Source organism: Exiguobacterium oxidotolerans JCM 12280 (assembly GCF_000702625.1).
In the GTDB taxonomy this organism is placed as follows: Bacteria; Bacillota; Bacilli; order Exiguobacteriales; family Exiguobacteriaceae; genus Exiguobacterium_A; species Exiguobacterium_A oxidotolerans.
Genome location: NZ_JNIS01000001.1, coordinates 2,167,140 through 2,192,244, shown reverse-complemented (window position 1 = coordinate 2,192,244; position 25,105 = coordinate 2,167,140). Strand labels below are relative to the sequence as shown.

Below are 25,105 nucleotides of genomic sequence, written 5' to 3'. Positions count from 1 at the left end.
ATTTGGCGTGTCTGTTTTAGATACGCTACTATAAGGAAATAGAGAGAAATCTATAATTGGAGAGGGAGAAGCTGCCATGGAAAAAACCATTCGTTCTGACTTAGAAATTGCACAACAAACGATTTTAAAACCAATCTCTGAGATTGCTGATCAAATCGGACTTACGGAGGCTGATTACGACAGCTACGGAAAGTACAAAGCAAAGTTAAGTGATGGATTAGCAACTCGCCTCGCAACTAAAACGGATGGAAAGCTCATTTTAGTCACAGCCATCAACCCGACGGCTGCCGGTGAGGGAAAATCAACTGTGACCGTCGGTTTAGGCCAAGCACTCCATCGTCAAAATCATAAAACGATGATTTGTTTACGCGAACCCTCCCTTGGACCAACTATGGGATTAAAGGGTGGCGCTTGTGGCGGTGGGTATAGTCAAGTGTTACCGATGGAAGAAATCAATCTTCATTTCACTGGAGACATGCATGCGATTACTTCGGCTCATAATACGATTAGTGCTTTACTCGATAACCACATGCATCAAGGAAACGAGCTTCACATCGATCCACGTCGCATCACCTGGAAACGCGTTCTCGACTTGAATGACCGGGCGCTCCGAAACATTACGATTGGTCTAGGGGGACCCGCACACAGCATTCCACGACAAGACGGTTTCGATATTACAGTCGCTTCCGAAATCATGGCCGTCTTATGCTTAGCCGACTCCTTAAAAGATTTAGAGGAACGAATCAGTCGGATCGTCGTTGCTTATTCCTACGATCAACAGCCAATCACAGTTAAAGACATCGAGGCATCAGGCGCTGCAACATTATTGCTAAAAGAAGCGTTTCGTCCGAACCTTGTCCAGACCGTCGAAGGAACACCCGCTTTAATTCACGGTGGACCGTTTGCAAATATCGCCCACGGCTGTAACTCACTCATCGCAACACGGACTGCACTTAAGTTAAGTGATTATGTCGTGACAGAGGCTGGCTTCGGCGCTGACCTAGGGGCTGAAAAATTCTTCAATATCAAATCAAGAATTGGTAATCTCCATCCAAATGCTGTTGTCATCGTCGCAACAATTCGAGCGCTTAAGATGCATGGCGGCGTCGCAAAAGATCAACTCGTCGAGGAAAACCTAGCCGCCTTAACAGAAGGACTGGCGCTGCTCGAAAAACATGTCGAGACGATGGATTTATTCGGTGTCCCCGCTGTTGTCGCACTCAATCGATTTTTCACTGATACAGAAACAGAACGCCAAACCGTCTTAACATGGTGTCGCGAACGAAACATTCGCGTCGCAGAGAGCGAAGTCTTCAGCCAAGGTGGCGCTGGTGGCGAAGCACTCGTCAGTCAGGTCATGGAGGCACTCGAGGAAGAGAGTCAATTCAAACCGTTGTATCCAGCAGAGTTACCCCTCAAGCAAAAAATCGAACGAATCGCAACGCGTGTCTATGGTGCTGCTGACGTACATTTTGAAGAAAAAGCATTGCGCGAACTTGAACGTTGTGCAGAACGTGGGCTGAATGACCTGCCGATTTGTATGGCGAAAACACCGTTTTCTTTAACGGATGATCCATCAAAATATGGTCGGGTCGAAGGATTTACCATCACCGTTCGTGAAATCAAGCCGGCCATCGGTGCCGGATTCATTATTGCTCTAACCGGGAATGTATTAACGATGCCGGGTCTTCCTAAAAAACCGGCTGCTAATCAGATGGGGATTTCTGAAGACGGAACAATCTTTGGTCTTTCGTAATCAAGAGAGGATGAGACATGTGACAATTAATCATACGCACTGGATTGCTTCTGATGGCTATACAACAAATATGCGGATCCTAGAAGCACAAGCACCAAAGGGAGTCGTCATCGTTTTCCATGGCATGATGGAACATGGGGCACGCTATGACGAATTCGCAGAATTTCTCTATGCTCACCATTTCCATACTTTCATTCCCGACCTTCGCTGTTTTGGTGAACGTGCGCAGCAGCAAGATGCCCTCGGCCACTTAGAGCCGAACCAAGGGTTTGAACAACTCATTCAGGATGCAGAGGAGCTCGTACAAGATATTAAGCAACAGTATCCTGAATTACCGGTTTTCGCATTCGGGCATAGTTTTGGTTCCCTCATCTCACGACGCCTTGGCCAAACGCTTGGGCATGAGCTAGCAGGCGTCATCGCCAGTGGTCCACCTACCGATGCTGGAGTTTCAGGAGCAGTCAGTAAACAACTCGTCAAACGGTTGATTGCTAATACTTCCGCCAAACAACCTGCTGAAGGGATGGCACGTGCTGTATTCGGTCGATACAACTTACGTTTTTTCCCCGCCCTTTCGTCGAATGCCTGGTTATCTTCAGATCCACAATCCGTCTTACGGTATGATGAAGATCCACTTTCAGGGCAGACCGTAACACTCGGATTTTTCCATGAGCTCTTGACGGCAACCAAATCCGTCAATGCGCTAGCAAATCTTTATCAGCACCCACGGCATCTCCCCCTTCTACTCGTCGCCGGAGAAGATGATCCGGTCGCCTTTGATGGAAAAGGAATTCACGCATTGTTTGACGCCTACAATCGCGTTCGCGTCGAAGATACTCAACTGACCGTCTATCGCGGTTTACGTCATGAACTCTTCCATGAGTTCGAACGCATTCGTGTGTTCGCAGACATTGCCGGTTGGTTGAATAATCATATCAACGCTCCATATCCTGCTTCCATTCGAAAACAGGGCTCTTAACAGGGCTCTTATTCGAAACAAAAAGAGCTGACGTTAACGTCAGCTACGGCTGTAAACAAATTTTTAGGACGAGTGAAGAGCATGTTGGCGTGTCACCCCTGAAAAGTGCGTGAAACACTTGTTTACTGTGTTCAAAGAAAAAGGGCTTTTCGCATACGGGAACCAAGTGTGCATCCAGTCATCATGAACGAGATGAAGCAAAAAAACGCCGATGACTCCGTATGAAAAACGGAATCATCGGCGTTTCTTACACCAAGGACGAAACGGTCCATCACAAAGAATTGTGAAGGGAATCGTTTTGAATTAGCACCTTTTTTCAATTCAAGAAATCCATTTTAAAGATGTCATGATTGTTTCGATTTCTTCTAACTCGAGCGATTCGCGATCCGCTGAATACGTTAATAATACAAGGCGTTCTCCATCTGAATACGCAAAAATGCGAAGGAAGATACCTTCCTCTTTTCCATCTACTGCGAGCAACGCTTCTTTCATTGAATTACGACGCGTTTCAAGTGGACTCGTTAATTCGATATCAAATTCTTCAACCAACAGATTGATTTCTTGTTCGGCTGCTTCGAATGGCGTCAATTCCTCCGCGTCCGACTCATAAATCGAAAGTTGTAAGGTTCCCATCGCATTTTCTTCTGTCGAATAAAAACTGACAAAAGTCTCTTCTTCTTGATATTCAAACGTTTGTGGATATTCAAGTGTAATCCAATTATCGACCGTGTATTGTTTCATATTAATTCCTCCATTCGATTTATCTCGTCAAATTGTATCCCGGTCACGGTCAGTCGTTCTAAATACCGTGCTAGCTGACTGGAGACGAAAATTCGATCTGTCAGTTCGTCTCGCAATAGATGATGGACACCGAGCGAATCTTGAACGAGTCGCTCTGTCATGAAGTAGACATACTTTTTTCCGATCGGTCGGAAAATGTTCGTCTTATGTAGATGTTCCACCCGTCTGACAGCTAATATATTGATGAGATAGTAGTTGCTCCATCCCGATCTCGTTTGAAGTTGAACCCGAAGACATTGAACAGAAAACGGTGTAAACTGTTCAAGCGCCTGTTTCATCCGTTCAGAGACCAGCGGGATGTTCAACACGTTCGGAAGCACGTCCGGTAACATATCCGCATCCTGTTCAATCGAAAAGGCAAGTAAGCTTGCGTTAAGGAACCACTCTCCTGTCGTGAAGCGATGACGATCGATTTGATGATGGCATTGTGCCCTCCATCCTTTTCCCATCGGCTGTTCGCTCCAAACTTGAACTTTGTTCACTACTCATACGCTCCTCTATCCATCTTCAGCCATTCACAATCGTTACAGGAAGCTCATGTAAACGATTTAGCTATTATTATTGTACACATAAAATCAACCGAAATAGCTTTTTTTCATAAAAGTTATGGAAATAACTGCTTTGCTATGCTACTATATTTCATGTAGCACTCATGCGGGTGTAGTTTAGTGGTAAAACCTCAGCCTTCCAAGCTGATGATGAGGGTTCGATTCCCTTCACCCGCTCCAATTTTAAGACATAACATAGGTCAACGACCATAATCCCTCTAGAGGGCAGGCGGCTTGCGCGATGCAAGCCGTCTTTTTTGTTGTCTTCTAGGGTAATTCTTCATCGTTTCAGGGTATAGTTCGATATAAAAGGAGGGATTTCATGATCCAGATGAAGATGCCGGGCGTGACCGTCTATCAAAGTACATTGATGAAAACAACTTCAACTTTGATTGAAACGCCGGATTGCTTGATTGTCGTCGACCCCGGCTGGTTGCCGGATGAAATTGCGACGATTCGCCGAGATGTTGAAATCATCCGCCATGAACGTCCGCTCTATATCGTTTACACCCATGCTCACTTTGATCATATTTTAGGAGCTTATGCCTTTAAAGACGCGATTGCGATTGCGTCCCGTCGGTTCATCGAAACTGATACACAAGTCGCTTTAGAAGAAGTTCAAAATTTTAATGATGAATACTATATCGATTCTCCTGTCCTCTTTCCGGAGATTACGCATATCATTGAAGAATCGGAAACAACACTCACCATCGGCTCGACTAAACTTATTTTCTTTTTGACGCCGGGTCATGAAGAAACACACCTATCCTTCGTCGTCATGCCAATGAATTTACTCATTTGTGGGGATTATGCGTCAGATGTTGAAATCCCCTTGATTGAACATGACTCGACGGAATATTTAACGACGCTCGAACTACTTGAATCGTTCATTTATGAATACGAGGTGAAATTGCTCGTACCAGGTCATGGACATATCTGTGATGTGCGGACGGATATGATTGAACGTCTACATCATAGTTATGATTATATTCTCGGCCTCCGTGCCGGAAAAGAGTCGGAATGGTCTGCATCTTGGCAACGAACTCCCTTCATGCATCGCCTCCATGAAAAAAATAAACGACAGGTCAATAAAGAGCATGAAGCCCGTCTCGCACGACGGCAGTTCGATTAATTCGCTTCGTCTCTTTCACCGGAAAAGAGGGCTGACTCATGCGTCACTCCGATATCGATTTTCACAACGGACGTTTCATCAACCAAATGGCCGATGATCCCTTTTTTCATGGGATCATCGGCCATTTCAATGCATATTCTTTTCAATCATGACGTCCGCTTATTTAGGACACGCAGCTCATTTCATGTAGAAAGGATAAGGAAACACTCGCTTCACGCAACTTCTACAGGAAAAGGGCAAGAGGGTACCTCCCCTGAGAAAAGCGGATGAAAGAATGATTCCTTTTTGAATTCATTTTTCAAGCAACAAACCAACGTCTGTCACTTACTTGCCTAGCAGCTCAATCATCAGTGCTTTTTGAGCATGAAGACGGTTTTCTGCTTGATCGAACACAACGGAGTGCGTCCCATCGATGACATCAGCCGTCACCTCTTCCCCACGGTGTGCCGGCAAACAATGTAAGAAGATGACTTCATCTGCTGCCTCGCGAAGCAAAGATAGGTTCACTTGATAGCCTGCAAAGGCATTCAGGCGTTCAATCGACTCTGACTCCTGCCCCATGCTCGTAAACACATCACTGTAAATGACTTCTGCACCTTTTACAGCTGCTACGGGATCCGTAAAGAGCTCGATTGTTCCACCTGTCGCCTTCGCGATTTCTATCGCCTGTGCAACGATTTTTTCGTTCGGCGCATACGCATCCGGACTACAAATACGTACTTCCATCCCACTCAGTGCTCCACCGAGCAATAAGGAGTGCGCCATATTGTTTCCGTCACCGATATACGTCAAAATCTTGCCTTGACGAGAACCTAAGTGTTCTTCAATCGTCAGCAAATCTGCAAGTACTTGGCACGGATGATGTAGATCCGTCAGGCCGTTAATGATGGGAATCGTTCCATGCGTAGCAAGCGTTTCGACCGTCTCATGGGCAAACGTCCGAATCATCAATGCATCCACGTAACGACTCATGACTTTGATCGTATCGCTTAACGGTTCTCCGCGTCCGATTTGCATGTCAGCACCACTTAGGACGACCGGGTATCCGCCTAGTTCGACGACACCGACTTCAAATGATATCCGCGTCCGTGTCGATGCTTTTTCGAATAAGAGCGCAACCTTTTTTCCCGCCAGTGCCGTTTGATAGTCGCTTGGGGATTGTTTGACTGCTTTTGCAAGCTCAAGTAGCTCTGTTAAACTTTCAGCCGTCAATTCTTCCAGCGTCAACATATGTTGTAACTTGTGCTTCGTCTTCATCCTTTCATCCACTCCTTTTGCTTGATCATCCATTCGCTTAACGGCTTGACTGGAATCGATGCACAATCACGAACCGTTTCGTAATATTCGGCTAGATGTTGCTCAGTAATGACATGAACGCCTTTTGCAAGGGCTTGTTCCCGGAGTCCTTTTTCTTCAGGAATGAAAGAAAAAAAGGCAACACACTCGTCAAACACAGGGAAATCTCCGAGCGGCGTCGCTTGTCCCCACGCTTCTGTCCCGTGACCAGCAATCGTATGCGCCGGTTTGGTCATGTGACGTTTCGTTGTTTCATCGAATACGAAACGCTCCTTTGCATGACCATTTTCTGTCCACTGTAACGTTTCTCCAGTCGAACGCATGATTGGACCCGTTTTTGGATCGACATGCGTCAGTTTCAACGTCGAGAAGACCGGTGTCTTGACCGCATGGAAAGAGAGTTCGATCCGCTCTGACGGCAATTCGATTTTTTGACCGATCGCTGCCTTTACAGCCCATTCAAGTAACGGTTGTCCCGTTACCTTCGCGACGATCGGTAATGTCCGTGACGCGCGAGGATTAATTTCTAGAACATAGATTTGTTGTCCCGTGACGACGAATTGAATATTGAATGCTCCACGGTATAAGAGATGCTGACCGATTTTTTTAGAGATCCGCTCGATTTCATCCTGCAGCTGAGCTGAGGCTGACTTTGGCGGAAGAACCATCGTCGAGTCACCTGAATGAACGCCTGCCGCCTCAATTTGTTCCATAATGATTGGAACGTAACTCGTCGTCCCATCTGAAATACAATCGACTTCCAACTCTTGACCTGCGATGTAAGCATCGAGTAGCACTGGGAATGTCAGCGATGGTAAAAGTGCTTCTAACATCGCGTCGTCGTTTAAGATATGCATCCCTTTCCCGCCAATCACATACGATGGACGAACGATTAAAGGATAACCAAGTGCCATCACAGTCTTCTTCAACGCATCAACTGTCATGACTTCTTCTCCCGGAATATGCTTAATATCTAATTGATCGAGAAAATCGTAAAACCGGTGGCGGTCTTCCATCGCATCAATCGTGTCTGAGGTCGTGCCTAATAACTGATACCCACGTGCTTCGAGATCGGCTGCTAAGCTGATTGCCGTCTGTCCCCCGAATTGAACAAGTACATCTTGGCATTGTTCTGCTTCTAAGACATGAACGACATCCTCAATCGTCAACGGCTCAACGTAGAGGCGATCTGCCACTTCGAAATCCGTCGAAACGGTTTCCGGATTGTTGTTAATCATGATGGTTTCGTACCCGGCACGTTGTAAGGCGCGGACCGCATGGACGGAGCAGTAATCAAATTCAATGCCTTGTCCGATTCGAATCGGACCCGCTCCGATGACTGCGACCTTTTGTTGATTCGATGGGAGTACTTCAGTTCGCCCAGACCAACTTCCGTAGTAATAAGGAGTCGTACTGACGAATTCTGCTGCGCACGTGTCAATCATTTGGAAGGCAGGAGTAATGTCATGCGCTATCCGCAGTTCGTGGACATCTTCCGCTGCCACACCTGTGAGGTCGGCAATTTGCTGATCGGTAAAACCGTGCCGTTTCGCTTGTTGAATGGACACAGGCTTCGTCAGGTCGAGCGAGTCGCGTATCGTCAGCAACCGAGCAAACAGTTCTAAAAAGAGCGGTTGGATACTTGTCTGTGCCGCTAGTTCGTCCTGCGTCGTCGCCTGACGATCGAGCAAGGCGAGCATCGCCAACAACCGTAAATCGGTTGGAGTCGTGATTTCTTTCCACAACTGCTCACTCGTCGCCTCACGCATCCATGATGGGTAGAGTGGTGCTTGTTCGACCCCGGCACCACGCCATGCTTTTTGCAGTGCTTCTTCTAACGTTTTCCCCATCGCCATACTTTCGCCGGTCGCCTTCATCTGTGTTCCGAGCGCACGGTCACACCCTGAAAATAAATCAAATGGGAAACATGGTACTTTCGCCGTAATATAATCGAGTGCCGGCTCAAAACTCGCCATCGTCTCTTTCGTCACGGGGTTGATGCAGTCATCCAAGCGTTCACCGAGCGCAAGACGTGTCGCTAGTTTTGCAATCGGATACCCTGTTGCCTTCGAGGCCAAGGCGGAAGAACGACTGACACGCGGGTTGACTTCGATGACGAAATACCGGTGCTCTGTCGGATGAATCGCAAATTGGATATTGCAACCACCGATCACACCGAGTGCGGAAACGATGCGACGTGCCTCGGTCCGAAGAAGTTGATTCATTCGATCAGAAATCGATTGGATTGGAGCAAAGACAACCGAGTCGCCCGTGTGGACACCGACTGGGTCGATGTTTTCCATGTTGCAAACGATAATCGTCGTATCGTATGCATCACGCATCACTTCATATTCCACTTCCTTGTAACCTGCGATACTGACTTCGACCAAACACTGGGAAATCGGACTTGCTTGCAGACCGTTCATCGCAAGCGTACGTGCTTCTTCCTTCGTCGTCGCGATTCCACCACCGGTTCCCCCTAATGTGAATGCAGGACGGATGACAAGGGGTACACCGTGGTCCTCCATGAAATTCTCCAGTTCCTCAATCGTTTCAATCGTTTGACTATCCGGGAGTGGTTGATGTAATTCAATCATCCGTTGTTTGAAACGTTCACGATCCTCTCCGTCCCGAATCGTTTCGAGCGATGTTCCGAGCAACGAAACACCATATTGCTCGAGGATGCCCGCTTCATCCAGCGTGAGCGATAGATTCAAAGCTGTCTGTCCTCCAACGGTCGCAAGTAAATGCGTCGGGCGTTCTCGTTCGATGATTTCTGTTGCCTTTTCGAGTGTCATCGCTTCGATATATACTTGATCCGCCGTCGACGGATCCGTCATGATCGTAGCCGGATTCGAATTCATGAGAATGACCTCGCAGCCCGCTTCCCGAAGTGTTTGACATGCTTGCGTTCCGGAGTAATCAAATTCCGCCGCCTGACCGATGACGATTGGTCCCGATCCAATGACCATGACTTTTTTGTTATCCAACATGGGCTACCTCCTGTGATAAAACCGAGGCGACGAATTGATCAAACACGACCATTGCTTCTGTCGGTCCCGGATTTGCTTCTGGGTGAAACTGCACTGTCATGATTGGTTGCGATGGATGAATCAATCCTTCAATCGAACCATCGTTAATATGTTCGTATGCCGTAACTAGCTCTGACGCCGCAACACTCTCTGCCTCAACGACGTACCCATGATTCTGCGAGGTCATAAAAACACGACCGGAAGCAAGGTGACGGACGGGGTGGTTTGCCCCCCGGTGCCCGTGATGTTGTTTCGTGATTTGGCAGCCGAAGGCTTTCGCGATGATTTGATGCCCCATACAAATGCCAAGCGTCGGATAATCCATCGCGAGCTGTTTAATTTCTAAGAGAAATGGTTCAAGTTGATCCGGATTTCCAGGACCATTCGAGAACAACAGCCCGTCCGGTTGCAATCTTTTGATGGCGGACGCTTCTGTATCGAATGGAACAACTGTCACGCGCATACCCCGTGCCAGTAAAGCTTCAATCATCGATTTTTTGACGCCATAATCTAGACAAACGATATGTCCATCAGCGTTCTCGAGTTCATATGTTTTCATCGTTTGGACGGAGACGGATGCGATTCCTGTCTGATGGCGTTTCTCGTCGTGCAAAACGTCTGCCTCAATACTTCCCATTTGATCGCCAGATGATCGCAGTTGATGGACAAGCGCCCGTGTATCGACTCCTGTCAGGACAGGTATATCCGCTTCTGCTAACCAGTCGGCAAAATCCGTTCGTGCTCCGTTTTGTGCGAGCGTTTGAACGATGACACCCGCGACTTGAATCTGATTACTTTCTGCTTCATCATGGGCGATTCCGTATTGCCCAATTAACGGATACGTGAAAACAAGGATTTGTCCACGGTAAGAGGGGTCCGTCAATACTTCTTGATAACCGGTCATACCGGTGAAAAAGACGACTTCTCCTTTAGCGGATGATGTACCGACCAGCTCTCCTGAATACGTTGTCCCATTTGCAAGCATTAATGTACCTACCCCGTTCATACCATGACCTCCTGTTGGCAGACTTGTTTTATTTTTTCTAGAGCAAGATCTAGTTCCTCTCGTGTCACAAATAGAGACGGTAATAAACGAACCACGTGTGGTCCGGCACTGACGACGAGCATCCCTACTTGTTGAAGCGCTTGGACAATTCCAGCGACCGGTCGTTCGAATTCAATTCCAATCATCAAACCACGTCCTCGAACACTATGCAGACTTGTTTCAGGCAACTCTGCTGCGAGTCGTCTCATCAAGTAATTTCCTTTCTCCTGCACCTCGTGTAAAAGCTCGTCTGTCAAGAGAAGATCGAGTGTCGCTTCCGCTGCTGTCATCGCTAGCGGGTTCCCGCCAAATGTCGAGCCGTGCGTCCCCGGTGTAAATACGGTCGCCGCTTCCGCTGTCGTGATGATCGCGCCGACCGGAAAACCGCTTCCGAGCCCTTTCGCGACTGTAATGATGTCTGGTTTCAGTGGTGTCTGTTCAAAAGCGAAACGTGATCCAGTTCGCCCAATCCCCGTTTGGACCTCATCGACGACGATTTTGACGCCATACGCTTTTGTCCGTTTCATTAATGCCTCCAACCAAGCATCGTCCGCGACGATGACACCACCTTCGCCTTGGATGATTTCAAGCCAAACGGCGCCCGTTTTTTCCGTGATGGCATCTAAACTATTTAAGTCGTTGAACACGAGGTGTTTAAAGTCCGCTACCATTTCACCGAACCCTTCTTTGACTTTTTCTTGACCTGTCGCCCCCATCATCGCGAATGTCCGCCCGTGGAACGATTGGCTGAATGACAAGATTTCTGTTTTTTGCGTCCATTTGCGAATTAATTTAAACGCACCTTCATTCGCTTCTGTTCCGCTGTTACAGAAGAAAGCATGACTCAAGTGACTGTTTTCCGTCAGTAGCGTCGCGACACGTTCCTGCTTACTGCTTTCAAATAAATTTGACGTATGCCAAAGCTGACCGAGTTGTTCTTTGAGTCGTTGCTCTACGTAAGGGTGCCGATGTCCCGTGTTGCAAACGGCAATCCCCATCATAAAATCAAGATACGTGATGCCTTGCGTATCTTTGACGAACGATCCCGTCCCTTCGACCAATTCGATATTATGACGTTGATAAGTGGGTAGTAATGCGCTCATCTGTTTCCTCCTTGACGCGAGTCCCCTGACTCGTCACGTATTTCCCGGACCGAATCCGAACGTCTGGAATCCCTTGTTTTGATGCTTCAATCACCGCTTCTACTTTCGGAATCATGCCTCCATGAATCTCATTTGTCTTTATGCCGCCTTCCAACATTTCTCGCGTGACGACTTCTTGATAAGCACCATCTAATCGGACTCCTTCGACATCGGTCAATAGCTCAAACGCATCGACATCAAGTGCGTTTGCGACGGCAATCGCACATGTATCGCCATTGCTATTAAGTGCACCGGACGGACCGGTAATCAGCGACGTCACGACCGGAATATAGCCTGCGCCGAGTAGCGTTTCGAACAAGGTTTTATCTACGAAGCGAATATCACCGACTGCCCCTAACCCTTGTCGTTGCTCTCCGCCAATGCTTGCACCGTCGATCCCCGTCAATCCGACTGCAGGTAGGTCTGATCGATTGAGCTGATAAACGATTTTTGACTGAACCTCGCCCCCGAGGACACGTTCTGCCCCGAGTAAGACCTCCTCGGTCGTCACACGGACGCCTTCCCGGAAGACGGATTCGATTTCTAAGGTTTCACAATAAGCCGATAAAGCGGGGCCCCCGCCATGCAAGATAATTAATTCGTGACCAGCATCGCACCAGTCTTTCCATTCTTTAAAATAACGGGAATCGAGTTGCTCAAAAATACTCCCACCGAGTTTGATCATTTTTCGTTGTTTCATGTCCGGTAGCTCGCATTGATTTTGATATAGTCGTATGTCAGATCACATCCAAAGGCACGTCCGACGGCCGATCCACTATTCAAATCGACTTCAATTGCTACCGTATCCGCCGCGAGTTCATTTGAAGCAAGTGTCTCATCGAATAAAATCGGCATGCTCTGTCGTAAGACCCACTGTGAACCAATCCGAATATCGATTTTTGAGACATCAATCGGTTCATCGATGCTTCCGATTGCTGCTACAATTCGTCCCCAGTTCGCGTCTTCTCCGAAAATCGCGGTTTTAACGAGCGAAGAACCAACGATTTGTTTGGCAATTTTTCGTGCCAATCGTTCTTCGTCCGTTCCTTGAACCGTTACTTCAATCAACTTCGTTGCGCCCTCTCCATCTCGCGCAATGAGCTTCGCAAGTTCTTGACAGACATGCGTGACCGCCTGCTCAAACTGCTCCGCTTCTTGCGTATCAAGCATGATTGTTGGCGTTTTTGCCGCACCACTCGCTAACATCATGACCATGTCATTGGTTGAACTATCCCCATCGACCGTAATGCAATTGAACGTCCGGTCGATTGAGCGTTTTAATATCGTTTGCAGGACGTTTGGTTCGACGGTCGCATCGGTCGTTAAAAATCCGAGCATCGTCGCCATGTTTGGATGAATCATTCCTGACCCCTTCGCGACACCGCAAATCGAAACTTCACTTCCATTCATCAAAAATTGATATCCGGCCGTTTTGATACCTGTGTCAGTCGTTAAAATCGCATGGGCAAAAGCATCCGCTTCTTCTTCCGCCTCACTCGCCACCAGTTGACCAACTCCAGTTACTAACGTGTCGATCGCCAACGTTTGACCAATGATCCCGGTCGATGCGATTGCGACTTGTTCCGGTTTAATCTGTAAGTGATTCGCGATTGCGTGTTGCGACGTATAGGCATGGGTCAAACCTAATTCACCGGTGCAGGCGTTAGCATTCCCGCTATTGACTAAAATCGCATGAATACGCCCCTCCGAGGCTTCCATCGCTTGTTTTGTCACTATAATCGGTGCTGCCTGCATTTGATTTGTCGTATAGACAGCCGCCGCACTCGCTCCTCCTTCACATACCAACAAGCCTAAATCTTTCCGTTTTCGTTTGAGTCCAACATGTATACCTGTCGCCTTAAAGCCTTTTGGTGTCGTCAGCGTCAACGGTGACACGGTTTGTAAGTTCAACACGTTCGTTCCTCCTTTAAATGAATAATGGTTGCTGGGTCAAACCGAGTGCTTCCTCATATCCGCACATCAGGTTCGCATTTTGAATCGCTTGCCCGACTGCACCCTTTTGCATGTTGTCAATGACTGAAACGACTGTCAGATATCCTGTTCTCGCGTCGGCGTATATCGTCAAATCACAGTAGTTACTGCCGACGACCGATTTAATTTCCGGATCATTTCCGTTAATTCGGACGAAGGGTTCGTTCTCGTAAAATGCCTGGAGCCACTCACGCCATTGCGTTTCCGATTTATTGATGCGTGGAGTCAATGTCATCGTCGCCATGATTCCGCGATTGATTGGAATCAAATGTGTCGCGAACGAAACGATTGCTTCTTGCCCCGTCACGGTTTGAATGACCGATTCGATTTCGGGGATGTGTTGATGGCGATTCATCTTATACAGACGCATGTTTTCATTCGATCGCACATGATGTGTCTGTTCACTAAAGGATTTCCCGGCTCCCGATAACCCCGAACTGGCATGAATGATAATCGGCACCGGCTCGATGACCTGTTCTTTTAAAAATGGTAGGAGACCGAGGAGTACGGCCGTCGCATAACACCCTGGGTTGGCAATCAAACGACTCGTTTTTATCGCTTCACGGTTCCATTCTGATAGTCCATATGTTGCTGTTGCCTGAATCATTGGCTCGACCGCTGGTTTTTCGTACCAATGTTCATACGATATTTGGTCGAGGCGTAAATCGCCGCTCAAATCGATGACTTTCCCTTTCCAATCTCTCAGCTGCTCTAAGTACTGTTTTGAAATTCCGCTTGGAGTCGCCAAAAAAATGAGTTCCGTTCCAACCTCTTCTAAATGGGCAAGTGAGAACTCCTGTAAGATGGAATAGTTTTTTTTATTCATGAATGTGTATATTTCCGTAATCGATTCCGTTGCCTTCGAATCACTCACGAGAGCGACGATTTCCAAATGGGGATGTTGCTCAATCATTCGTATCAATTCGACTGCTGTATATCCCGTCGCACCTATGATTGTACATTTCATGTCGGGTACTCCTTCGTTAATAATGATAAATCGATTTAAACATATGTATATTTATACTGTCAAATGTATTTTTATTAATTTATAAACAAAAAAAGACTTTGACCGATGACACCTTTTAGTAAGATGTGACTGGTCAAAGTCTTTTTAGTTCATATTTCTCATCTTTTTTCAGCACGTTGTGCGACGAGATGATCGATTCCAAAAACGCTTGCCCCCATCAAAGCAATAACTACAACAAAAATCGCTGTAAACATATGTATCCTCCTCTTGTTCACAAAATCGACATCACTACTTTCTTATTGTGCAAGATTTTTTGTAAAAAAGAAAGCGTTTACGACAAAAAATCGTCACATTTTTTTATATTCTTGGTTATCTTTCTGATTGAACTACTTTCACCTACGCTTCGCTTAAAGGTGGAGGATTCCTGAGTGATCCGACCTAACGGTTGAAAATTGCGTCGTCCCGACGGTTAAAGAAACTAAGAGGCGTCCAGCTTCTTGTTTGAGGTTCAGTCCTGCATTCACATCACGGTCGTGTTGGGTGCCACAACTGGAGCACAGTTGACTAGAGGCGAAGGTCTTACCGACTTTCACTAGGGCTTTGCCCTGAATATTTAGAAGCGGGAGTATTCTCGTCTGATTTTGGTAAAACTTTCTTAGTTGACGCAGCCAGGAATCTTCGATAAGATTGCATTTGTTCATTACTTTCACACGTAAAAGCAAACAAGCATAAACGTAACAAAGATATAAGGAGGTGGAAGCATGCGCATGTCCTTTCGTGAATCCGCAGCTATCCTAGGAATTAGTATCATTATCTTATTGTCCGCATTATTCGGTGCACAGGCCGAACCACATCTCGCTATACTCGCCAGTCTTATTTTTGTTGTAGGGTATGCCGTGTATCGCCGCTTCCCTTTCAGTCAACTTGAAGAACATATGATTAACGGTATTCGAGAAGCGATTAAACCGATTTTAATCATGTTACTCGTCGGTATGACAATCGCCGTCTGGATGATGAGTGGTGCCGTTCCAACCTTGCTCCATTATGGCTTATCGACATTATCTGCGACCTGGTTCGCGCCAACCGCTTTAATCATCGTGATGATCGTTTCGACCTTTACAGGCAGTTCATTTACTACAATTGGTACGGTCGGTGTCGCCTTGATGGGAATCGCCGTCGTCCTTGGTGTCAATCCCGCTCTTGCTGCAGGTGCCATCATCAGCGGTGCTTGTTTTGGAGATAAAATGTCTCCTTTATCGGATACGACGAATTTCGCACCAGGTATCGTCAACGTCTCTGTTTTTGATCATATTCGTTTTATGATGGGAACAACAATTCCCGCTATCGCAATCACATTTGTTCTCTTCCTTATTTTTGGACGAGGTGAAGGATCAATTGATTCAGAAGCGATTGTAGCAACACAACAAGCACTCGATAGCCTTTTCCGCTTATCTCCTTGGACATTGCTTTCTCCGCTTCTCGTGATGGTACTCGCTATCCGGAAGATGCCAGTCATTCCAACATTGATTGCAGGCGTTTTAAGCGGATTATTACTCACAGGTCTCGTTCAAGGAAATTGGAACATCACGCAATGGATGTCTGTCATCCAAAATGGTCTCAAGCTCGAAACAACGAATGAAACGGTTGCGAGCATCATTAGTAAAGGTGGCATCCAATCAATGATGTGGTCCGTCTCCCTCGTCATGCTCGCGTTAGCATTCGGCGGTGTCTTACGTGGTATCGGAGTCATCGATGTCATCATCGAAAAAACCGTTTCGAAACTGCAACGTGACGGGAGTATCATCTCGTCTGCTGCACTTGCTGCAATCGGCGTTAACTTCATGGCAGGTGAACAATACTTGTCTATTTTATTACCGGGACAAGCCTTCAAGAAAATTTTTGAAGAACGGTCAATTGACCCACGGTTTTTATCGCGTGCGCTTGAAGATGGCGGCACACTTGTTAATCCTTTGATTCCTTGGGGTGTATCCGGGGCATTCTTTGCCTCGACACTCGGTGTGCCGGTCACATCGTATGTGCCATTTGCCTTTTTCTTAATTTTATCTCCCCTCTTCACTTTTATCTTCGCCTTTACACGACCGACAAAAAAACAAGTCACGAAAAGTGTCGCGTGACGTAAATCTATTATCAGTAAGGCATACCATTCATAAGTCGAATGGTATGCCTCTTTTTTCTCACTTCTACATGTGAAAGAGTTATATTCAAGCGATTCTCGACTAATTTAGATAAATAAGTGTAAAGATAAAACGAAGTGGGAATATACCAAACATAAGATTAAAATTACAGAGAGCTAGAGAGAGAGACTGCAACCCTTTTAAAATGGTTGCCTTCGATGTAATTGTAGGAGGAGTCCAATATGATCAAACGTGGTACGCTTGAACGGCTTGATGGTAAATATGCTGTTCTTCTCTGGGAGAACGGTTCAAGTTTTATCCCTCGCCGCTATTTACCGACTGAGGCACGATTAGGTGACACAATACTTTTTGATGGTACAACGTATTCAATTGATGCATCGAGTACATCCCAATCGTCCTTTCAGACGTTTTCCTTTCGGCAAATGGGTTGATGATAAATAAAAAGCCATTTAGACAATGAATCGACTACTTGAGCGTCCTTGCCCACGTCAGTCTTTCCATCTTCTAAATGGCTTTTTCGCGTTTAATCATTCCTTACGTACAAGGACTGATGCCTGCATTCGGGACACTTCGCGTGGTCCAAATCGTCAATCGAAATTCGATGTAGTACTGTCTCATCTCGTTCACAGCGATGAATCGGTTCGATGATAGCTGAAGTAATGAAGAGTGCACACCAAAAACGTGTTGAAATCGTATCGCAACAGGGACACTGAAACAAATCGTATTGATGCGGGACCCACCCGCCTTCAATTGCATCGATATGTGCATGATAGTTCTTAATCAACATGGCCCGGTTTTGATCATCGATGCGTGCTCGGCTAATGAGTGGTTCCTGATAAGGCGGCACGAATAAAAAAGGCAACGCTGTTCTGTACTGTTCTAGTCCATAGGTTAGCATCGAAGGGAATTCCCCCCATTCCTCCCGCTGACCGATTTCAGCGACGATGTGATAAGAACAGTCGCGGCAGTAAATCTCCATTCCCTCATCCTCCCTTTTTCCCTACCATCTCTTTTAGCATACTTGATGTAACAGGACCAATGTGTTTTGCGACGATGACTCCATCCGTATCAATGACGTAAGTCGCCGGCATCGCGACTAATCGATAAGCATTTTCGGATTGGCCCTTCGTATCATAGAGCACCCCGTAATCAACAGGAGTCTCTTTCAGAAAATTGGCTACATCTGAAACCTTTCGTTCGGATGTCGTCACGTTGATGCCATAGACGGGCACGTCCACCGCTTTAGCAAAGACGTTCAATTCAGGTATTTCTTGTTTACATGGTGGACACCATGTCGCCCAAAAATTGATTACAATCAATCGATTCGTCAAATCCGATAGTTCCACCATTTTTCCATCCTGTTCCAGCTCGAGATTCGGTGCCTTCATTCCAATCTCTAATCCGCCTTGCGCTTGTTGCGTCGCTTGAGTAAATTCTTTAATCTGTTGTGCTTTATAGGCGTCATAGCTTTTATATGCAATCCCACTAATCGCTAACCCGACAATCACGTATAGTAAATATTTTTTCAACTGCTGCCCACTCCCTCTTTCTATTAGTGTAGCAGAATCAGCCTCTGAATCTATGAAAAACGAGCATACCCTTCCATTTTTCCTGGAAGTGATATGCTCGTTTATATACATCCTTCTTTACTGTCAGTTATAGCGAGGAAGTTGTTGTTTAACGCGACGATTGTCTTTAATGCTTTCAAACGATTCGTCTCCACCAAGCGCTTCATTTAGTGACGTTTTTCCTTGCTTTACCTCTAAACGTCGATTGAAAAGTGCCCGATTATCGACCGATGCCGCCAAAATCGACGCGACATCAATTTCAGAAATCGTTGCATCTTTTACATCTTTTAAATCCTCATCGGCTTCGATTAGTCCAAGACCTTCTCCATCAACGATGTTGACCGGACAAATGATTGTATACGTCAAACCACTATGCTCAATTTGCTCTTCCGCCGCATTTTTTGCGGCATAGAATGGATAGACTTCTTTTTTAAATTGATTTGGTCGATCAGCGCCATAGGCACTGAGGAGGACAAAATGACGGACACGTGCCTTTTTCGCAGCATCAATCGTTTTTAAAGCAACCGTTCGATCGAGCAACTCAATTTCAGTCGCTTCACCATCGACACCCGCGGTCGCTGCACAAATCACAGCATTTTGACCTGCCACCCCGAGATCAATGACCTTTTCAAGCTCAGTTTCAATGTCGACGTAATGTGCTTTGACACCGAGTTTTTCGAAGCGATCGACGAGATGCTTGTGTCGAACGATGACAGTGACTTGATGACCTTTCGCAAGCGACTTGACGACGCGAGCTCCGATTGTACCTGATGCACCTACAACTAATACATTCATATGCTAGGTCCCTCCTCGATAAGCTAGTCACCTCTATTGAACTACTCATACTTATGCAGATAAGAGCTTCCCTCATCGCTTATGCATGTTAAAAATGCCAAAAAGCAATCAAGAATTCTCATCATCCCGACGATTAGGTGTTCGGATTTCGGTACGTCGTCTTTTAAGCCGCTTACTCAAGGATATATTCATTTCGGCCAAAGAAGCATGAATATTGAAGATATGGACAGCTCTTCAGCTATGATATCTTCCGTTCTCAAAAGCGCAACTGCGTACATCAATTTATACCCGCAATAGGGAGAAGGAAACCTTTCAAGGAGGAAGCTATTTTTTAAATATTAGTCATTCGCCAGTACACCGTAAAACGTCGTCTGTAGTTTTTCTCTCAATTGTGTCAGGGCTTTTTCATCCGGAAAATCATAGAAAATGCCATTCAATCGATCACTGACAACGTCAATTTCAAGATGCTCTCGCTCAGACATCAACGCCAGGGCTAAGCCAGCTGTCGCCATTTGACGGAAACTGATGTCTAAACTCATCGCCTCTTTCATGTACGCATGGGCTGATGAAATTTTAGTCCATCCTGTCGGCTTCAACAGATGCGTCGCTACAGCTTGAATGACTTCTGACTGACGATTAGCTCGTGCCCCATCGTTGTCCGTTTTTCGGTGACGGGAATAGGCAAGAGCCATCGCTCCGTCCATATGATATTCTTTCCCTTTTTGAAACGCATATTGATTCGCTTTTCCACTAGCATCTTGTTCCGAGAACGTTCCTGTCGAAACAAGATCAATTCCGCCGATTTGATCAATTAAACCAATGAAACTATCGAAAGAGATGACGATTTTACTGTCGATGTCTACATCAAGTAGTTCACTGACAGCGTTTTGCGTACATTCTTCCCCACCGAACGCAAAAGCATGTGTGATTTTATCTTTCTTACCATCCTCACAACTGATCGGTGTATACGTATCACGTGGAATCGACGTCAACTGAATCGTCCGTGATAACGGTACGAATTGCATGACGGATAGTGAATCAGACCGTGAACCGCGTAACGATTCTCCGGGTCTTGCGTCACTTCCGATCAATAAAAAGGTAAACGGCTGTGAGGCAAATAGGATAAAGCCAATCAATAGAACCAAGAGCAGACCAAACACTTTCGTTTTGAAGCGACGTTTCTTCTTCTCGACAGGCTGTTTCTTTAACGCGCCCTGCCTCGTCTCATCTGGCACCGCTTCTTCCGAACGTCTACTTTTACGTCGATTCGACCGTGTCCGCTCTGCCATAATCGTCCCAACTTGCTTTGCAGATTTTCTGACTAAGGTGAAAAGCCGCCCACCGATACCAGTCCCTGTTCTTTTCTGCGACCCCCGGTGATTTTGTTGAACTGGACGCGACGTCAAAGTTGGTCCATCTTCGACGTATCGATGATTCGGCTGTTGTGGCGCGTCAATCCGCATTCGCTCATCTGCTTGCTGCTCGATTCGTCTATGTGTCGAAGTACGTCGTGCCTGCTCTTCTTCCTGCCGTTTTCTCTCTATTCGAGAACGACCTGATTGAAACTCATCCATAGTAGTACCTCCGTTTTAGTCTTGCGATAACTGCTTATCTTGTAAGAACTTACGTAGATACGTCCGTTTCGGTTCCTTCATCGAGGCAGCCATTTGATAGACCCATCCCTCAGTTCGTACGCCATCCGTCCGTTCTCCGTAATATGACGAGGTTTCTGCCTCATACTGTTCTAGCAACTCACGCATCTTGCTGTCATTAGTATACGTATTACGATGGAAGATTGCCTCCATCGGAAGACGGGGTTTTTTACCTGGTTGTTGATCCGGTAAACCGACCGCAACACCAAATAACGGGACGACATGGCTTGGCAGTTCTAGGAGTTCGCTCACTTTTCGAGCATCGTTACGAAGTGATCCGATATAAACTGTCCCGTATCCTAACGATTCTGCTGCTACGACGAGATTCTGTGCAGCAAGTCCTGCATCGACAGCCCCGACGATTAATGCTTCCGTCGTTTCGACTGTGTCAGCGACTGAGCCATTCGCAATCTCTGCTGCCAGCATGTGCTTATGGTAGTCGATACAGAAGACGAAGAAGTAACTATTGTCCGCTACATAACTTTGACCACTCGCCACTTCGACGAGTTGCTGTTTTTTTTCTAAATCTTCAATCCCGACGATTGCATAGGCTTGTTGGTAAGAAGACGTCGAAGCAGCTTGCGCAGATTGGATCAATACTTCAATCGTCTGTTCATCAAGTTGATGCTCCTTAAATTTCCGAATCGAGCGGTGGTTTAATAAATGTTCAATCGTTTCATTCATCTGAATCTCTCCCTTAAATTAATCTCTCCCTTTAAAAATAGGCAATGATTGCGTAAAAGAGCAAATGAAAGATGTTCGTTTTATGAAAAAAACGGGAAATGATTAATGAAGTGCTGTGTTTTTTGTCGAAGGAGGGCGATCATGAGAATTCGAAAATTACGTCTTTTACTGGAGCAATATGGCGATACGACCCTTCGCGACATTATCGTAGAGATCTATCGCCAGCTTCCAAAACAAACGATTGAAGATAAAGAACTCGACTTGATGTTGTCACAATTCGCCAAATATAAGGATTTACAAAAAGAACAAGAACAACCAACCGTCGAACAAACCATCGAACAGACAGAGCTCTTCATCCAGAACGCCTATGACGGTGAATATCTAGAGCCGAGTACAATCGTTTCAGTGCGCGAACAAAAAAACTGGTACGTCACAGCAAAACGGTTATTAAAACACTTGCGCCATTATGTCGGTCGAAAAAATGGTCCACGCGTCGCTTTCGAAGAATTCTTTTTTTTATTATCGTCCGCCGCCGGTGAAGAACCCCTTTTCCTGAGTAATGACCCCTTCCGATTGATTAAAGTCTCTCAAGTCGAGCTCTTTCAAGAACTTGTTGGTTACTACAAACTCGATACGTCCGACAATGCCTGGATGAAACGGGCTATTTATACCGCATTGAAAGTTCCGATTGATGTCGATACGGAACGTAGCGACCTGTTACTCGCCGTTCTCGGACATTGTGAAACGGGCCAAGAACGCGAATCGTATCTCTCTTTATTAAATATGCATGCAAAAAAACTTCAAATGAATGTTCGCATCGATGCAGACAAGCTCATCCTCTATCAAGAGATTCGCTTCGCAGAACTTCATGCCCTGATTGCCTTACGTGAACTAGAACGGGCCGAAACGATGCTTTTCACAGAATATATCCCTTATTTTTCACACCGTTCGACTCCATTTCGTTATTATCTCGACTTGCTGGAACAGGCGGGTCTAGACGAAGAACATGATCGGATTGAACGCGTTGGTCGAACCAAACATATTCATTTTTAAATACAAAAAAGAGCTTCGGAAAGGCTTCCCGAAGCTCTTTAGCGTGTAGACAAATTCTTATGAAGCGTGAACATGCGATAACGAGACGGATTGCGCCCTAAACCGTCTGCATGACTGGATTTCCGTCACGGTATTACCTAAAAAGCGTCACGTTTCGTTGACTCCTACGGGAAAAGTGCGTGTTTAACGCACTTTCAGAGGCGGGCAAGCCCCTGCTCGTTGTCCGCTAGGATCCGAGGAGCAACGGCTTGCGCCTCGCCCGAGGAAAACAACGAAAAAAGACGCTTGATTTCCCGATAGTACGTTGTCTACAGCCTGAGAGCTTCGGAAAGGTTTCCCGAAGGTCTTTCAATCTGATGTATTGACGATTCCAAGTCCTACAGTTGCAAGCAGTGCGATACAGGCAAATAAAAATGCCATGTCATTTGGTGAGTCAAAACCATCATATGTCGGTTCTTTTCGATCAATGATGAGTTCGTCCATCGTTCCATAGCTTCCATACGTCACAGCTTCTCGAACGCTCGTTTCTTGTTTATCTAAATCTTGTGCTTGAACGGGATGGATACTACTCAAAAATAAAAAGAAGCAGACATAGATAAACTTTTTTCCCAATCTAATCCCTCCCCCGTTTCTACCAAATTGCTTTTACCTTTTATGAAAAAACTATTATTTCCCTTTTATTGCTTATAGTATACTTAAGATATTGTTTCATCCTAATCAGAAAAGGAAGTGTAGCGTTTGAAAATTTTACGTTACGAGCAATTGTCGCACGGTCAACGTCGTCTCGTCCATCAGTTGTTACAAAAAAACCGCTTATCTCCTCTATCCCTCTCGTTCCAACCACCTGAAAAATATCAATGGGTTTTGATTAAGGAGGATGCCGTCTGCGCGACATTAGGGTTTAACCAATTCGTCTCGTCCCTTCAAATCATCAATGCCGCTTACACGGACTTAATCGCTTTCCGCACTTTGGCGCATTTCGTCCATGATTACGCGCTCTCTCTACATCCTCATCAAATCGACGTTCAAATCATTCCACCACATGATTTCGGGTTGGTATCGACTTGGAACACGCTCGGTTATACACTCTCCTCTGAACAATTTCGCTTCATCGGTCTCATCAATGATCATGCCGCATCACTTCAATTCAAGCCACTTACCCTCCGAAACCGTTCCTTGTTCTTAACTCTCAGAAACGAGTCGATTCAATCCTCACATTTTTTATTTAGCTATGACGTATCCCATATCGAATATTTGATTGAACAGGGGGCATTGCCGTACCTTGTCTACGATCAACAAACAATCGTCGGGACAATCATCATCCAAAAACAAAAGCAAACAATTCGTTTACTCGAAATTACGTGTATCCCTGAATTGAAGAATCAAGGATACGGGCGAAGAATTCTTGAGACCTTTCAAGCTAAATTAAAACGCACGACAGTTCGGACATTCGAGACGTATTGTTTTTCAACACATCAAGAAGCCCTTCGTTTATATGACCCCGATACATTCTGTGATATCCAACTCTTCTCACACTGGCATACTTACTCTAGAGAATCTTTACGTAACCGCTCAACGATTTCTTGATATTCCGCCAGGACGTAGGCATCCTCCACTTGTTTGAAATCAATATTTGCTCGGATCCTTAGTTGCTCCCCCATCTGATATAGACTGTCAATGTAGTCGTTTCCTAACGCACTCGCTTGACCTGGTTGGTGGTTATGAAAGGCTAACAGTGCATCTTCTAAAAGCAGTTGTTCCTTCTCCGTTTTTAAAACTGCTTCAAGCAACTGTTCAAATACTTCTGTATGCCGACCGATCATCGCGTAAAAGAGTGGATAGTGTTTGGCATATTTAAAATCAACTTGATATTTTTTAGCCTCGACGATTGCCTGAATGCTTGACGGATTCGACCGCTTTAACTGCTCTACAAAACCGATTGTTGCCGGATGGTCTGTAAAAAATCCTAGGCTTCGTACGTCCATTTCGTCTTCTAAATCAAGCAACAAATAGAGATCAAGCATATTAATCACGTGCGTTTCTAGAAAACGATCACTCCGTTGCAAAGATGTCGTGTAGTCTAAATCAAGACCTGCCTCTATCGCCAATTGAAAAAGTTCATGATTGATTGCACTGTATAGACCGACTGGAAATGCTAACGGTTGACGGACAATGGAACGATGTCCATCAAGCTCTTTTAATTGATTGAGATCTACACCATGTTGTACCAACAAACGGAAAAAGAGCGTTCTATCTTGTATCGACTCCAACTTAAGTAACAGACGATCTAGTTCAATGACTGGTTGGTTCGTATCGAGCGCTAGCGACAAGTGCTCTGATGACTCCAATTCAAAGGCTCGCTTCACGAAATTTAAAGCGACCCGTTCTTGTTCGGACAACTCAGCATTGTAATACTCAAAATCTTTTCGATTCAATTCTTTAAATGCATGCACTGCCTGACCAACTGCCTCATTTTTCACAAATCGTTTCATCATCGGTTTGCCCCC

At 45.8% G+C, this 25,105-nt stretch carries 23 protein-coding genes, 1 tRNA gene and 1 pseudogene; 8 read left to right on the top strand and 17 right to left on the bottom strand.

Annotation, left to right across the window (positions count from 1 at the left end):
- Positions 1-76 precede the first annotated feature (76 nt).
- Together P403_RS0111095 and P403_RS0111090 are read left to right on the top strand one after the other, a co-directional pair.
- Entirely contained in the window at positions 77-1,756 is a 1,680-nt protein-coding gene (locus P403_RS0111095; RefSeq protein WP_029332706.1) for a formate--tetrahydrofolate ligase, read from the top strand.
- A 10-nt stretch (positions 1,757-1,766) separates the two neighbouring features.
- The gene (locus P403_RS0111090) at positions 1,767-2,735 is read left to right on the top strand and encodes an alpha/beta fold hydrolase (protein WP_029332705.1); all 969 of its coding nucleotides are present in this window, start codon (positions 1,767-1,769) and stop codon (positions 2,733-2,735) included.
- A gap of 321 nt (positions 2,736-3,056) precedes the next feature.
- Here the strand turns inward: P403_RS0111090 and P403_RS0111085 are convergent, their stop codons facing one another.
- Together P403_RS0111085 and P403_RS0111080 are read right to left on the bottom strand one after the other, a co-directional pair.
- The gene (locus P403_RS0111085; protein ID WP_029332704.1) at positions 3,057-3,476 is read right to left on the bottom strand and encodes a hypothetical protein; all 420 of its coding nucleotides are present in this window, start codon (positions 3,474-3,476) and stop codon (positions 3,057-3,059) included.
- Positions 3,473-4,018 (bottom strand): imm11 family protein, encoded by a 546-nt coding sequence (locus tag P403_RS0111080; RefSeq protein ID WP_235195200.1) that lies wholly within the window; start codon positions 4,016-4,018, stop codon positions 3,473-3,475. The genes P403_RS0111085 and P403_RS0111080 overlap by 4 nt, the downstream gene beginning before the upstream one ends.
- Positions 4,019-4,190: 172 nt before the next feature.
- Between P403_RS0111080 and P403_RS0111075 the strand changes: the two genes are divergently transcribed.
- Both P403_RS0111075 and P403_RS0111070 read left to right on the top strand, forming a co-directional pair.
- Positions 4,191-4,264 (top strand) — tRNA-Gly (locus P403_RS0111075).
- Positions 4,265-4,406: 142 nt separating this feature from the next.
- On the top strand, positions 4,407-5,216 hold the full coding sequence (locus P403_RS0111070; protein ID WP_029332702.1) for an MBL fold metallo-hydrolase: 810 nt from the start codon (positions 4,407-4,409) through the stop codon (positions 5,214-5,216).
- Between the two features lie 324 nt (positions 5,217-5,540).
- Here P403_RS0111070 and argF read toward each other — a convergent pair whose 3' ends face one another.
- From argF to P403_RS16865, 8 genes and pseudogenes are all read right to left on the bottom strand, one after another.
- A complete protein-coding gene (argF, locus tag P403_RS0111060; RefSeq protein WP_029332701.1) occupies positions 5,541-6,473 on the bottom strand; it encodes an ornithine carbamoyltransferase in 933 nt (310 codons plus the stop codon).
- The gene (carB, locus tag P403_RS0111055; RefSeq protein ID WP_034801163.1) at positions 6,470-9,505 is read right to left on the bottom strand and encodes a carbamoyl-phosphate synthase (glutamine-hydrolyzing) large subunit; all 3,036 of its coding nucleotides are present in this window, start codon (positions 9,503-9,505) and stop codon (positions 6,470-6,472) included. The genes argF and carB overlap by 4 nt, the downstream gene beginning before the upstream one ends.
- Complete coding sequence (locus P403_RS0111050) at positions 9,495-10,550, bottom strand: carbamoyl phosphate synthase small subunit (RefSeq protein WP_029332699.1); 1,056 nt, start codon at positions 10,548-10,550, stop codon at positions 9,495-9,497. Before P403_RS0111050 ends, carB begins: the two co-directional genes overlap by 11 nt.
- Complete coding sequence (locus P403_RS0111045) at positions 10,547-11,692, bottom strand: acetylornithine transaminase (RefSeq protein WP_029332698.1); 1,146 nt, start codon at positions 11,690-11,692, stop codon at positions 10,547-10,549. The genes P403_RS0111050 and P403_RS0111045 overlap by 4 nt, the downstream gene beginning before the upstream one ends.
- Complete coding sequence (argB, locus tag P403_RS0111040) at positions 11,658-12,431, bottom strand: acetylglutamate kinase (RefSeq protein ID WP_029332697.1); 774 nt, start codon at positions 12,429-12,431, stop codon at positions 11,658-11,660. The genes P403_RS0111045 and argB overlap by 35 nt, the downstream gene beginning before the upstream one ends.
- Positions 12,428-13,645, bottom strand: coding sequence for a bifunctional glutamate N-acetyltransferase/amino-acid acetyltransferase ArgJ (gene argJ / locus P403_RS0111035; protein ID WP_029332696.1), 1,218 nt, complete (start codon positions 13,643-13,645; stop codon positions 12,428-12,430). Before argJ ends, argB begins: the two co-directional genes overlap by 4 nt.
- A 13-nt stretch (positions 13,646-13,658) precedes the next feature.
- Complete coding sequence (gene argC, locus P403_RS0111030; RefSeq protein WP_029332695.1) at positions 13,659-14,690, bottom strand: N-acetyl-gamma-glutamyl-phosphate reductase; 1,032 nt, start codon at positions 14,688-14,690, stop codon at positions 13,659-13,661.
- Positions 14,691-15,097: 407 nt separating this feature from the next.
- Positions 15,098-15,295 (bottom strand): annotated as a pseudogene (locus P403_RS16865) (hypothetical protein); the annotation flags it as partial.
- A 156-nt stretch (positions 15,296-15,451) separates the two neighbouring features.
- On the opposite strand from P403_RS16865, the gene nhaC reads away from it, so the two are divergent.
- Positions 15,452-16,825 carry a Na+/H+ antiporter NhaC gene (gene nhaC / locus P403_RS0111020; protein ID WP_029332694.1) on the top strand — a complete coding sequence of 458 codons (1,374 nt, stop codon included), beginning with the start codon at positions 15,452-15,454 and terminating at the stop codon, positions 16,823-16,825.
- A gap of 242 nt (positions 16,826-17,067) precedes the next feature.
- A complete protein-coding gene (locus P403_RS0111015; RefSeq protein WP_029332693.1) occupies positions 17,068-17,277 on the top strand; it encodes a DUF3006 domain-containing protein in 210 nt (69 codons plus the stop codon).
- Between the two features lie 92 nt (positions 17,278-17,369).
- Here P403_RS0111015 and P403_RS0111010 read toward each other — a convergent pair whose 3' ends face one another.
- The 5 genes from P403_RS0111010 to nfsA form a co-directional block, all read right to left on the bottom strand.
- Entirely contained in the window at positions 17,370-17,825 is a 456-nt protein-coding gene (locus tag P403_RS0111010; protein WP_029332692.1) for a hypothetical protein, read from the bottom strand.
- A gap of 4 nt (positions 17,826-17,829) precedes the next feature.
- Positions 17,830-18,375: a TlpA family protein disulfide reductase gene (locus P403_RS0111005; protein ID WP_029332691.1), complete on the bottom strand. Its 546-nt coding sequence runs from the start codon at positions 18,373-18,375 to the stop codon at positions 17,830-17,832.
- A 123-nt stretch (positions 18,376-18,498) separates the two neighbouring features.
- Positions 18,499-19,209 carry an NAD(P)H-binding protein gene (locus P403_RS0111000; protein ID WP_029332690.1) on the bottom strand — a complete coding sequence of 237 codons (711 nt, stop codon included), beginning with the start codon at positions 19,207-19,209 and terminating at the stop codon, positions 18,499-18,501.
- Between the two features lie 338 nt (positions 19,210-19,547).
- On the bottom strand, positions 19,548-20,783 hold the full coding sequence (locus tag P403_RS0110995; RefSeq protein WP_029332689.1) for an LCP family protein: 1,236 nt from the start codon (positions 20,781-20,783) through the stop codon (positions 19,548-19,550).
- Between the two features lie 15 nt (positions 20,784-20,798).
- The gene (gene nfsA / locus P403_RS0110990; RefSeq protein ID WP_029332688.1) at positions 20,799-21,545 is read right to left on the bottom strand and encodes an oxygen-insensitive NADPH nitroreductase; all 747 of its coding nucleotides are present in this window, start codon (positions 21,543-21,545) and stop codon (positions 20,799-20,801) included.
- A gap of 141 nt (positions 21,546-21,686) precedes the next feature.
- Between nfsA and P403_RS0110985 the strand changes: the two genes are divergently transcribed.
- The gene (locus P403_RS0110985) at positions 21,687-22,598 is read left to right on the top strand and encodes a hypothetical protein (protein ID WP_029332687.1); all 912 of its coding nucleotides are present in this window, start codon (positions 21,687-21,689) and stop codon (positions 22,596-22,598) included.
- 348 nt (positions 22,599-22,946) lie between these two features.
- Here the strand turns inward: P403_RS0110985 and P403_RS0110980 are convergent, their stop codons facing one another.
- The gene (locus P403_RS0110980; RefSeq protein ID WP_029332686.1) at positions 22,947-23,210 is read right to left on the bottom strand and encodes a hypothetical protein; all 264 of its coding nucleotides are present in this window, start codon (positions 23,208-23,210) and stop codon (positions 22,947-22,949) included.
- Between the two features lie 126 nt (positions 23,211-23,336).
- Between P403_RS0110980 and P403_RS0110975 the strand changes: the two genes are divergently transcribed.
- Entirely contained in the window at positions 23,337-24,185 is an 849-nt protein-coding gene (locus P403_RS0110975) for a GNAT family N-acetyltransferase (RefSeq protein WP_029332685.1), read from the top strand.
- On the opposite strand, the gene P403_RS0110970 is transcribed toward P403_RS0110975, so the two are convergent.
- Complete coding sequence (locus tag P403_RS0110970) at positions 24,143-25,093, bottom strand: hypothetical protein (RefSeq protein WP_235195199.1); 951 nt, start codon at positions 25,091-25,093, stop codon at positions 24,143-24,145. The two genes, P403_RS0110975 and P403_RS0110970, sit on opposite strands and share 43 nt — an antisense overlap.
- Positions 25,094-25,105 lie beyond the last annotated feature (12 nt).